Source organism: Dermabacter hominis NBRC 106157, assembly GCF_001570785.1.
Classification (GTDB): Bacteria; Actinomycetota; Actinomycetes; order Actinomycetales; family Dermabacteraceae; genus Dermabacter; species Dermabacter hominis.
On the sequence record NZ_BCSI01000003.1, the window covers coordinates 65,754 to 77,217 of the forward strand.

An 11,464-nucleotide genomic window follows, 5' to 3' on the forward strand; every position below is an offset into this window, starting at 1 on the left:
GTAAAAATTCGGCAATCACTCGACCAGGTGGGACGGTTGGGGCTCTTCGCGGGCCTACGTTAGTAGTGGCTTGAAAAGCGGAGCTTCCCCCTCCGCACGAGCTCGCGCGAGAGACGCTCGCGCGACCACCGAACATTGGCAAGGCAGAAGGACACTCAACGTGGCGAAGCATCGCGCAGCCGGAAGGGCACAGATGAGGCCCCTCCAGCCGGCACAGGGGACACGACGCAACTCGGAGGCTGCGAGCTCGGCCATGAAGGTCGGCGTTGTGGGCGCCCTTGCCACGGCAACAATCGCCGTTCCTCTCGCCGCTGCCGCCGCCGATCAGGGCACGGCTCTTCCCTCGAGTGTCGAGGCGACGTCGGAAGCTGTCGCCCCCCAATCCCAGGAAGTCGTGTCGTCGGCACCCGCTACGAGCGCTGCCCTGCCCGCGGCCGCCCAGAGCGACCAGATTAGCTACGCGGATACCACCATCGAGGGGAATCTTGAGGCGAAGGCTGATTCGCCTCTCACCGGAAGCGGCCTCGATGCTGGCGATGTCGCCGGCGAGGGCCAGTGGCAAAAGCCCACTCCTGGCGCGCCCGTAACGTCGCCGTTTGGCTACCGCATTCACCCGACCCTCGGGTACCGCAAGATGCACGATGGCGTCGACTTCGGCGCGAACTGTGGCACCCCCGTCTACGCCGCTGAGTCCGGCACCGCCGCGCTCGCCGGTTACAAGAGCTCCGCGAGCGGCAATGCCGTCGTGATTGATCACGGCAACGGCGTGGAAACCGAGTACTACCACCTTTCATCCGTATCTGTGAGCGCTGGCGACACGGTCGAGAAGGGCCAGCAGGTGGGAACCGTAGGTTCCACCGGCCGCTCGACGGGATGCCACCTTCACTTTGGCCTGCAGAAGGGCGAAAGCCACGTCGATCCGATGTCGCTGTGGCGTTGAGCCCGGTCGTTCTTGGAGTCGAGTCCTCGTGCGATGAGACCGGCTTCGGCATTGTTAGTGAGGGAAAGCTTCTAGGTCAGGGGCTTGCCTCATCCGCTTCGAAGCACGCGGAATTCGGGGGAGTGGTTCCCGAGATCGCTGCACGCGCGCACCTCGATGCGGTTGTCCCCACTCTCCAGATCGCGCTTCAAGATGCCGGCGTTGAGCCGAAAGACATCACGCACGTGGCAGCAACATCCGGCCCCGGCCTCGCTACGGCTGTGCACGTGGGGCTTGCGGCGGCAAAGTCGATTGCGTGGGCTCTCGACGTTCCTCTCTACGGCGTGCACCACCTCGCTGGGCACGCTGCCGCGGACACCCTCGAACACGGTCCACTTCCCGAACACAGCATCATCCTGATTGTCTCGGGCGGCCACACGTCGATTCTCGAGGTTCGCGACCTTGTTCGTGACCCGATCGTGCACCTCGGCGACACGCTCGATGACGCCGCTGGTGAGGCGTTCGATAAAGTTTCGCGTCTGCTAGGCCTCGGCTACCCCGGCGGCCCCGCGGTTTCGAAAGCCGCGCTCGAGGGCGATCGCGAGGCGTTCCGGTTCCCTCGCGCGATGCTTCGCGCGGGCGATCACCCGTATACGTTCTCGTTCTCTGGCGTGAAGACGGCCGTGGCCCGCACCGTCGAGCAGATTGAGCGCACGGGCGCCACCGTTCCCGTCGCGGACATCGCCGCATCCTTCGAAGAAGCGGTCGTCGACGTGCTCGTGACCAAGGCTGTGAAGGCGTGCCAGGAGAAGAACCTGAGCACCCTCGTCATCGTCGGTGGCGTCGCCGCGAACCGGCATCTTCGCCAGAAGGCGCAGGAGCAGTGCGACAAGCACGGCATCGAGCTGCGCGTGCCCCCGCCGCATTTGTGCACGGACAACGGCGCGATGATCGCCGCAGTCGGCGATCTGCTTGTGCGCAGCGGCGCCGAGCCGAGTGGCCTCGGTATTGCGGCGGATCCGTCGGCGGTTCTTCACGGCGCCCAGCTGCCCGTTCCCGCCTAGCGCATCACGTTTCGCGCCCTCAGGGCGCGCCCCGTGCCCGATCTTGCTAAACTGGCACGGTTGCCCGCGTAGCTCAGTGGATAGAGCGTCTGCCTCCGGAGCAGAAGGTCGTAGGTTCGAATCCTGTCGCGGGCGCCATCCCCCTTATTTCGTCGTGTAGATTTTCCCCCATGATGGATACCGAGTGGGCACCGGCCCTCACGATCAACGGTGAAACCTCGTACGAGGCGAAGCGTGAGTGCAAAATCGGCTTCGAGCGCACCCTCGAGCGCATGGACGGCGAGAATCTCCATTCGCTCGTGCTATGGCACTACCCGGCAGACGAGGAGTTTGCCAGCCCCGACTATCTTGACCAGTACCTTCAGTGCGCGGGCACTGCCGAGCGCCTCACGATCGAGTTTCGTTACACCAGGTCTGACGGCACCTACGTGCACTTTGTTCTCTGTCGCGAAGAGCCGGAGGGCGATGAAACTTCGGCGATCCATCCCCGCTACCCGAGCATCCAGGTTTATCCCGAAGACGTCTGGACCGCAGCAGAAGCCGCCCCCATCTTCGATTACTACGCCCGCGAGGTGATGATTCCCGATTGGGTGCTCGGGCGGGAGATCGAACTCTGAGGTGTGATGTGCAATCGCACTATTCGATCACCCTGGATAGGGGTGAAGTTTCCACCTCTAACCGGGACTTTGTGGAAAGCGTCTTCGATGCCGGGGTGGTGACCCGCATCGGCACCGATATTGGGAAAGTGCTGCCGCGCATGAGTTTCTTTGGCAACACCGCCGGTGGCGAGAGCCGAGCGGAAGTGAAGGAGCGCGTGCTCGACAAGATCACGGAGTTTTTGGAACGCTACCCACCGCTCGGGTGAGCGTCGCGAGCCTTTTGCGGCTTACCCCGCGCGCTTCGCGAGCAGCTGCGCGAGCAGCTCCGTGACCTCTTCTGGGCCGGCGATGCGGAAGCTCGCCGCGGTCTCGCCGGGGCCCACCTTGATGGTGAGGTCGCTTTCGCCTGCGCGCTTGAACACGGACTCGTCGGTGACGTCGTCGCCGAGGTAGAGCCAGGCATCGCATGCGCACGCGCGAGCGAGAGCGTCGATGGCTTCGCCCTTCGTTGCGGGGATCACCGAGAACTCCACGACAGCCTTGCCGGGGGTGACTTTCGCGTGCCGGATCGAGCGTGCATACTCGAGGGCTTCCTCGGTCGCGTTAGCGGCGCCACGGCCCTTCGCATTGCGGGTGTGCAGAACCGCGGCCGTCGGCTTCTTTTCTACTTCCGTGCCGGGATACTTGCGGGAGATTCGCTCAAGCGCCGCCGTGATCGCCTCCAGCTGCGAGCGGCGTTCGTCCGTCATCGACAGGGAAGAGGAATCAAGGATTCCCGCATCCATGCTCTCGGGCAGGGCTCCGATCTCGGCGCCGTGCGAGCCCACGAGCACAACGGAACTCGGCATCTCGGTGAGACCGTCTAGGTCCTCGAGGGAACGCCCCGACACGAGGGCCACATTCGTGCCGTCGAGACCCGAAAGGGAGCGAAGCGCCTGAAGCGACTCCGGAATCGCACGCGCCTCGTCGCGGTTTGCGACGATCGGTGCCAGCACGCCGTCGAAATCCGAAGCGATCAGCACGCGTGGAGTCTGCGCGAAGGCCTCGAGGGCCGAATCCAGCTCGGCGCGAGGAGGGCAGGCGTCGGACGAAAGAGTGGGGCGGGCAGGGGCCTTCCTGGCCTCAGCACTGCGATCTCCACCCACGCGCTCGAGCGCTTCAAGGAAGTCAGCCGCCCACCGCTGCACGTCGTGATCAAACACCTGGCGGCGGAGCGATCGCATGTTGTCCCGCTGTTCGTCCTCGCTCATCGAGAGCGCGTGAAGGATTGCCGACTTGAGTTCGTCGATGTCGTGGGGATTGACGAGGGTCGCGGCGCGCAGCTCATCCGCGGCGCCCGTGAATTCCGAAAGCACGAGCACGCCGCGTTCATCGATGCGCGAGGCCACGTACTCCTTGGCGACGAGGTTCATGCCGTCGCGAAGGCTCGTCACGAGTACGACGTCTGCGCACATGTACAGGGCGGTCATGTCGGTGCGGGGGAACGTGCGGTGCATATACGAGATTGCAGGGCGGCCGATCGGCGCGAAATCGCCGTTGAGGCGGCCGACGGTCAGCTCGATTTCATCGCGAAGCTGCTTGTAGGCGTCGACCCTCTCGCGTGACGGGGTCGCGACCTGGATCATCGTCACCTCGTGCGGGTCGATCGCGCCATCATTGAGAAGCTCACCGTAGGCCTTGAGGCGGTGGCGGATGCCCTTCGTGTAGTCGAGGCGATCCACGCCGAGCACGACCTTTGCGGGGTTGCCCAGTTCTTCACGAATTTCCTTCGCGCGCGCGAGCACCTCAGGGTCTTTCGTGAGCTCGTCGTAGACGCTCACGTCGATCGAGATGGGGAAGCAGCGAGCTTCGACCGTGCGGTCATCCTCGAGGCCGAGGCCGGGCACGATGATCTGGTGTTCATCGGCGCGATAGCCGAGCAGCTGACGCACGCACGTCGTGAAGTTAATAGCGTCGCGCTCGCGCTGGAAGCCGAGCAAATCCGCGCCGAGAAGACCGCGCAAAACGGAGCCGCGCTTGGGCAGCTGAGCGAAAAGCTCGAACGGCGGGAAGGGAATGTGGTTGAACCAGCCGATCGTGACATCGGGGCGCAGGCTGCGGATCATTTCGGGAACCAGTTGTAGCTGGTAGTCGTGCACCCAGATCGTGCCGCCCTCGGCAGTCGCCGCCGCTGCGGCTTTCGCGAATTTGCGGTTTGCTTCCACGTACACGTCCCACCACGTGCGGTGGAAGTTCGGGTCGGCGATCACGTCGTGGTAGAGCGGCCACAGCGTGTCGTTCGAGAAGCCCTCGTAGTATTTTTCGACTTCCTCGGCAGTGAGGGTCACGGGCACGAGATGCATGGTGTCGATGTCGAACGGATCGATGTCCTCATCTGCGCCGCCGGCCCAGCCAACCCACGCGGCCGATTCCGCGTTGCGCATGACCGATTCCATCGCGGTCACGAGACCGCCCGGGCTCGTGACCCACTCGGTCGAACCATCGGGGGTCGTTTTGCGATCGACCGGGAGGCGATTGGCGACGACAACGAGGGATGCGCGGGACATGATGCTCCTTTTCCGAGGCGCGTGCTTCACCTCCCGACGCTACCAATCCCGGATGGGTGCTGATGTAAAGGCGATCGTCTTTGCACGTGGACACGACCTCGGCGCCGCGGCCCCTCGACCTAGGGTTTCAGCCAACGAATGTCCCCTAGAGCAAGGAGTAGACATACGCGCACACGAGGCAGGAGCCCTTCACGGCAACGATCTCGTTCCTCAGTGGCTTCCCCATCCGAGCGACGTCAACCACCTCATCGAAGGGCTGTGGAGCGCGAAGACGACGCGTAACGCTCGCGGCGAGGTTGAGATCGCGGGAGTCGGGGTCAGCGCTATCAAGGAACGGTTCGGGACGCCCACATTCGTGATCGACGAAGAGGATTTCCGCTCGCGCGCCCGGCTGTTTCGCGACACCTTCGAGCGGGCTTTCGAGCCGCTTGCTGGAGTTGACATGAGTTACGCGGGTAAGGCCTTCCTCTCGATCGCCATCGCTCGGTGGGTACGCGAGGACGGGCTCGGGTTGGACGTGTGCTCGGGTGGGGAACTCGCGATCGCGCTGCGCGCGGGGTCCGACGCCAGCCGCCTCACCTTCCACGGAAACAACAAGAGCGATGCTGAGCTCACCCTCGCCGTCGAGACCGGAGTTGGACGCATCGTCATCGATTCTCTCGACGAGATCGACCGCCTCAATGCCATTGCCACTCGCCTAGGGACCTCCCAGCCGGTGCTGTTGCGCGTGACCTCGGGCGTCGAAGCCCACACGCACGAGTTCATCTCGACCGCGCACGAGGATCAGAAGTTTGGCATATCGATCACGACGGGGGACGCCCTCGAGGCGATCCAGCGCGCCGAGGCCGCGGACGCGCTCAGGCTCGAGGGCCTGCATTCGCACATCGGCTCGCAAATCTTCGACACGAATGGCTTCGAGGTAGCGGCGCGGCGCGTGCTCGCCCTCGCGAAGGAGGGGCGCGAGGCGATCGGCCGCCCGATCACCCACATCGTGCTCGGCGGTGGCTTCGGGGTGATGTACACGACCCAGAACACCCCGCGCACGGCCAAGCAACTGGCGCGGCAACTCGCTGCGATCGTCGAAAACTCCTGCCGCGCACTCGAGCTAGAGATCCCGAGGACCGGCTTTGAGCCGGGCCGCGCGATCGCGGGCCCCTCGACCCAAACGCTCTACACGGTGGGAACACTCAAGGAAGTCGAGCTCGGCGCCGGGCAACAGCGCCTCTACGTGTCGATCGACGGGGGCATGAGTGACAACATCCGCACAGCCCTCTACGACGCTGACTACTCGTGCCTGCTGTCCAATCGCACCTCCGAGGTCGAGCCTCGCGTTGTGCGCGTCGTCGGCAAACACTGTGAAAGTGGCGACATTGTCGTGAAAGACGAGTACCTTCCCGCAGACGTCAGGCGAGGTGACCTCATCTCCGTGCCCGTTACAGGGGCCTACTGCTACGCGCTCGCCTCCAACTACAACTGCGCGCTCAAGCCCGCCGTCGTTTCCGTCAAAGACGGCGAGATGAGCGAGATGATCCGCCGCGAAACTCTCGAGGACCTGCTCGCACGTGACCTGGGGTAACGGTAGGGGAGAGGGAAACGTCGGGACCGCGCACCCGACACTCGCTACGCTTGAGGTGACGCACGTGCGCGCTAGGCGCGTGCGAGTGAGTAAGCGAAGCGCCGCGAACACCACCGCGCGCAAGAGAGGGATGTGTGAGAATCGCGAGAGAACGCGTCACGGTGCAGCCGTGCGCGACGAGCGCCAACCTCGGTCCGGGCTTCGACAGCCTCGCCCTCGCTCTCGAGCTTCGTGACCGTTACACGCTCGAGGTCACCACGGGGGAAACCGAGGTCACCATTCGTGGCGAGGGAGCCGGCGAGCTGCCCACCGACGATACCAATCTCATCGTGCGCACGCTGCGCGAAAGTCTCGAATGGGTCGGCGCGCCGCAGATCGGCGTGCGGCTCACGTGCACGAATGTCATTCCCCAGGGCGCAGGGCTCGGCTCGAGCGCCGCGGCGATCGTGGGCGGAATCGCTCTCGCGCGCGCCATAATTCAGGAACCGAATGCGCTGGACGAACGCGCAATGCTCGAGATCGCAACGTCGATCGAGGGACATCCCGATAGCGTCGCCGCCGTTATCCACGGCGGCGTGTGCCTTAGCTACACGGATGGCGAAAATGCCCACGCCGTGCGCGTGCGCGTCGCAAGCGACGCCAACGGTCGGCCCGTTCTGCGCCCCCTCATCATGTGTCCGAACCGCACGCTTGCGACCACCACGGCTCGCGCGATACTGAGCCCCGAGGTGCGCCGCCGGGATGCGACCCACAACATCGCCCGTGCCGCTCTTCGCGTGCACTCTCTTGCGGAAGATCCCTCACGCCTGTTCGCGGCCACGGCGGACCGCCTCCACCAGGATGAACGCAGCGCCCATATGCCCCAGAGCGTGGGCCTCGTCCACGTGCTGCGCTCGCAGGGCGTTCCCGCCGTAATTTCGGGGGCGGGGCCGACGGTGCTGATCCCTATCGACGCCCCGGACGACATCGCACGCATCGTCCGCGAAGTCGTCGAAGAGCCCGACGGCTGGCGCCTGGCGCGCGTGCCGCTTGCACAAGAGGGCATTCACGCTGTGTTATCGTGAGGTTGCTCGGCCACGCGAACGTGGCCCCGCCCCTCGTTGAAGGCTGGCGATATGCCTCGCGCAAAGCCATAATCCTTCCCTCGGCGGTAGGCGCTCGCAGAAGAGAACCTCTCATGGTGGTCGAGCATTCCTCACACCGACCGGTGCCCCTATTTCGGCGTGAAGCACACGAGCCTCCCGCCCCAGTGCCCGAGTGCGCGTTTTCCCCCGAAAAAGCACGGTCATCTCACGAAACTGAGTACAACCACGGGACACACACCTCAGAAAGGACCCCGGGTGAACGACAACTACACCGACGCCGCCGAACTTTCGGCAAAGAGGCTCCCTGAGCTTCAGGCCATCGCGACTTCCATGGGCATCCGCGGCGTGCGCAAGCTCCGCAAAGGCGAGCTGATCGAGGCAATCCGTACGGGCAAGGCACCGTCGGCCACCGCCGCGCGTACCGAAAAGACGAGCCCCTCCGACGACGCGCCCGCGGCTCCCGCTCCTCAGAGCGCTGAGACGGCACAGAAGCCCTCGCGCTCCCGCAACCGCAACGAGGATAAGGAGCGCGGCGATGCACAGGAGCGCAACACCGAGTCCACCGGTGATACCAACGACCGCGCAGAGCGTCGCCGCGGCGAGCGCCCGCGTCGGGTCGAAGACATCGAGCTTCCCGATTCAGAAACCACGCGCGATCGCCGCAAAGGGGAGCGCCCCGACCGCCGCGAGCGCGGCAACGATAAAGGGCGCGACACCAAGCAGGGCGACCAGAAGAACCGCGATGGCGAAGGCCGCCGCGACGGTCGCAACAACCGCTCCGGCAACGACAACGACGACAACAACGATCGCCGTAGCCGCCGCTCGCGCGGACGAGACCGCAACCGCAACCGCAACCGTCGCGACAACGACAACAACGGCGAGCCGCAGATCCACGAAGACGACGTCCTCGTCAAGGTCGCGGGCATTCTCGACATTCGCGACAACTACGCGTTTGTGCGCACGACCGGCTACCTGCCCGGCCCGAGCGACATCTACGTGTCGATGAACCAGGTGCGCAAGTACGGCCTGCGCAAGGGCGATGCGATCGTCGGCCAGGTCAAGGCGCCGAAGGACGGCGAGGAACAGCAGCGCCAGCAGGATTTCCACCACGGAGGTGGCGGCCGCGGGCGCGGGCGCAACAACAACCGCCACTCGAAGTTTGCGGCGCTCGTGAGCGTCGACACCGTCAACGGAATGACTCCCGAAAAGGCTAAGGCGCGCGTCGAGTTCAACAAGCTCACACCGCTGTACCCCGATACGCGCCTTCGCCTCGAGAACAAGGCCACGAATTTCACGCCGCGCATCATCGACCTCGTTGCCCCCGTGGGCAAGGGTCAGCGTGGCCTCATCGTCGCGCCCCCGAAGGCGGGTAAGACCATCATCCTCCAGCAGGTCGCCGATGCGATCACGCAGAACAACCCCGAGGTTCATCTCATGGTTGTTCTCGTGGACGAGCGCCCCGAGGAAGTCACCGACATGCAGCGCACGGTCAAGGGCGAGGTCATCGCCTCGACCTTCGACCGCCCCGCCGATGACCACACGACCGTCGCCGAGCTCGCGATCGAGCGCGCGAAGCGTCTCGTGGAAATGGGGCGCGACGTCGTCGTGCTCCTCGACTCGATCACGCGCCTCGGCCGTGCCTACAACCTCGCGGCGCCCGCCTCGGGCCGGATCCTCTCCGGTGGTGTCGACTCCTCAGCGCTCTACCCACCTAAGCGTTTCTTTGGCGCGGCTCGCAACGTCGAAAATGGCGGCTCGCTCACGATCCTCGCCACAGCCCTCGTGGACACGGGATCGAAGATGGACGAAGTGATCTTCGAAGAGTTCAAGGGCACCGGCAACTGGGAGCTCAAGCTCGACCGCAAGCTCGCTGAGCGCCGCATCTTCCCGGCCGTTGACGTCAATGCCTCGGGAACCCGTCGCGAAGAAGAGCTCATGGGCAACGAGGAGCTCGCCATCATGTGGAAGCTTCGCCGTGTGCTCGGCCAGCTCGAACAGCAGCAGGCGATCGAGCTTCTCCTCGAGCGCCTCAAGAAGTCGCAGTCGAATAACGAATTCCTTCTCGCCGTTTCGAAGACGACTCCGAGCGTTCCTCGCCAGAGCGAATAACCACACTCCGAGCCGCTGCCTGTAAGCAGAGTTACAGGCAGCGCACTGGAGCCAGCATGCCCATTCGTGGGAAACTGGACGACGGTTCTGGTTCACGGCCCGCACCGCGGCGCCGACCCAGCGGCCATGATCGAAAAGGAGACATCACATGAAGAAGGGGATTCACCCCGAATACGTGGAGACCACGGTGACCTGCACCTGTGGCAACACGTTCGTGACGCGCAGCACGAAAGCCGACGGAAAGATCAACTCCGAAGTGTGCTCGGCATGCCACCCGTTCTACACCGGTAAGCAGAAGATTCTTGACACCGGTGGCCGTGTGGCCCGCTTCGAAGCGCGCTACGGCAAGCGCAAGAAGTAGCTTTTCTAAGCGGCGTCGGCACCCCGCCTCCATGTGGGATGCCGGCGCCGCTTTCGCGTACGCAAAACCACCACGTCCGCCTCATTACGCCAAGAAAGACCCTCATGTTTGAGAACGTGTCCTCGCTCGTTGACGAATACTCGGCCCTCGAGCAGCAAATGGCCGACCCGTCCCTCCATAATGACCACAACAAGGCCAAGCGAGTGGGGCGCCGCTACGCCGAACTCGGGCCCGTGGTCAGCACGTACCGCGAATGGCTCACGGCAGGCGAGGATCTCGAAACCGCTCGCGAATTCGCCGAAGAGGACCCCTCGATGGCGGAGGAAGCTCGCGCTCTCGAACGCACGCGTGAGGAACTCACGGCGAAGCTCGAAGAGCTGCTTGCCCCGCGCGATCCCAACGATGCTCGTGACGTGATCCTCGAGGTCAAGGCCGGTGCGGGTGGCGATGAGTCCGCGCTCTTTGCCGCGGATCTCGTGCGCATGTACGAGGCGTACGCGACGAAGAATGGCTGGAGCACCGAAATCATCACGGAGACCGAATCGGATCTCGGTGGCTACAAAGACCTCGCGATGTCGATCCGCACGCGAGGCAACGTCGGCCCTGCGGAAGGCGTGTGGGCTCACCTCAAGTACGAAGGCGGTGTGCACCGTGTGCAGCGCGTGCCCGTGACCGAGTCGCAGGGGCGCATTCACACCTCGGCCGTCGGTGTCCTCGTCGTCCCCGAAGCCGATGAGGCCGATGAAGACGAGTTCCTCGCCGAACAGCTTCACCCGAACAATCTTCGTATCGACGTCTACCGTTCCTCCGGCCCCGGTGGCCAGAGCGTGAATACGACCGACTCGGCCGTTCGCATTACGCACCTGCCTACGGGACTCGTCGTGAGCTGCCAGAACGAAAAGAGCCAGCTCCAGAACAAGGAACAGGCGATGCGCATCCTCCGCTCGCGCCTGCTCGATGCCGTACACGCTGAGCAGGAAGCGGAAGCCTCGGCGACGCGCCGCTCCCAGGTGCGCACCGTGGATCGCTCCGAGCGCATCCGAACCTACAACTTCCCCGAAAATCGCATCGCCGATCACCGCACCGGGTACAAGGCGAATAACCTCGATCAGGTGCTCAATGGCGAACTCGATCCCGTCGTCAAATCGCTCATGGATGCCGATCGCGAAGCGATGCTCGCCGCCGCGGGCTCGAACGAGTAAGAG

Annotated in this window: 10 protein-coding genes and 1 tRNA gene; 10 read left to right on the top strand and 1 reads right to left on the bottom strand. The window is 64.4% G+C overall.

The features are described from left to right. Positions 1-160 precede the first annotated feature (160 nt). The 5 genes from DEHOM01_RS04460 to DEHOM01_RS04480 all read left to right on the top strand — a co-directional run bounded on the left by DEHOM01_RS04460 (position 161) and on the right by DEHOM01_RS04480 (position 2,848). The gene (locus DEHOM01_RS04460; protein ID WP_061211688.1) at positions 161-940 is read left to right on the top strand and encodes a M23 family metallopeptidase; all 780 of its coding nucleotides are present in this window, start codon (positions 161-163) and stop codon (positions 938-940) included. Further along, positions 931-1,983, top strand: a complete 1,053-nt coding sequence (tsaD, locus tag DEHOM01_RS04465) for a tRNA (adenosine(37)-N6)-threonylcarbamoyltransferase complex transferase subunit TsaD (RefSeq protein ID WP_061211689.1) — start codon at positions 931-933, stop codon at positions 1,981-1,983. Before DEHOM01_RS04460 ends, tsaD begins: the two co-directional genes overlap by 10 nt. Positions 1,984-2,045: 62 nt before the next feature. Then, positions 2,046-2,121 (top strand) — tRNA-Arg (locus DEHOM01_RS04470). Between the two features lie 32 nt (positions 2,122-2,153). Beyond that, positions 2,154-2,600 (top strand): hypothetical protein, encoded by a 447-nt coding sequence (locus DEHOM01_RS04475; RefSeq protein ID WP_061211690.1) that lies wholly within the window; start codon positions 2,154-2,156, stop codon positions 2,598-2,600. An 8-nt stretch (positions 2,601-2,608) separates the two neighbouring features. Then, positions 2,609-2,848: a hypothetical protein gene (locus DEHOM01_RS04480; protein WP_061211691.1), complete on the top strand. Its 240-nt coding sequence runs from the start codon at positions 2,609-2,611 to the stop codon at positions 2,846-2,848. A 21-nt stretch (positions 2,849-2,869) separates the two neighbouring features. Here DEHOM01_RS04480 and DEHOM01_RS04485 read toward each other — a convergent pair whose 3' ends face one another. Beyond that, a complete protein-coding gene (locus DEHOM01_RS04485) occupies positions 2,870-5,128 on the bottom strand; it encodes a bifunctional alpha,alpha-trehalose-phosphate synthase (UDP-forming)/trehalose-phosphatase (RefSeq protein WP_061211692.1) in 2,259 nt (752 codons plus the stop codon). 163 nt (positions 5,129-5,291) lie between these two features. On the opposite strand from DEHOM01_RS04485, the gene lysA reads away from it, so the two are divergent. From lysA to prfA, 5 genes are all read left to right on the top strand, one after another. Then, complete coding sequence (lysA, locus tag DEHOM01_RS04490) at positions 5,292-6,704, top strand: diaminopimelate decarboxylase (RefSeq protein WP_061211834.1); 1,413 nt, start codon at positions 5,292-5,294, stop codon at positions 6,702-6,704. A gap of 134 nt (positions 6,705-6,838) precedes the next feature. Continuing rightward, entirely contained in the window at positions 6,839-7,768 is a 930-nt protein-coding gene (gene thrB / locus DEHOM01_RS04495) for a homoserine kinase (RefSeq protein ID WP_061211693.1), read from the top strand. A gap of 276 nt (positions 7,769-8,044) precedes the next feature. Next, positions 8,045-9,898 (top strand): transcription termination factor Rho, encoded by a 1,854-nt coding sequence (rho, locus tag DEHOM01_RS04500; protein ID WP_061211694.1) that lies wholly within the window; start codon positions 8,045-8,047, stop codon positions 9,896-9,898. 148 nt (positions 9,899-10,046) lie between these two features. After that, positions 10,047-10,259 (top strand): 50S ribosomal protein L31, encoded by a 213-nt coding sequence (gene rpmE / locus DEHOM01_RS04505; RefSeq protein WP_016664822.1) that lies wholly within the window; start codon positions 10,047-10,049, stop codon positions 10,257-10,259. 104 nt (positions 10,260-10,363) lie between these two features. Continuing rightward, positions 10,364-11,461 carry a peptide chain release factor 1 gene (prfA, locus tag DEHOM01_RS04510; protein WP_061211695.1) on the top strand — a complete coding sequence of 366 codons (1,098 nt, stop codon included), beginning with the start codon at positions 10,364-10,366 and terminating at the stop codon, positions 11,459-11,461. Positions 11,462-11,464 lie beyond the last annotated feature (3 nt).

Excerpts from the sequence above, each read along its gene's own strand:
- DEHOM01_RS04475 (WP_061211690.1), top strand. The coding sequence starts at position 2,154 with ATGATGGATACCGAGTGGGCACCGGCCCTCACGATCAACGGTGAAACC.
- DEHOM01_RS04485 (WP_061211692.1), bottom strand. The coding sequence starts at position 5,128 with ATGTCCCGCGCATCCCTCGTTGTCGTCGCCAATCGCCTCCCGGTCGAT.
- rpmE (WP_016664822.1), top strand. The coding sequence starts at position 10,047 with ATGAAGAAGGGGATTCACCCCGAATACGTGGAGACCACGGTGACCTGC.
- prfA (WP_061211695.1), top strand. The coding sequence starts at position 10,364 with ATGTTTGAGAACGTGTCCTCGCTCGTTGACGAATACTCGGCCCTCGAG.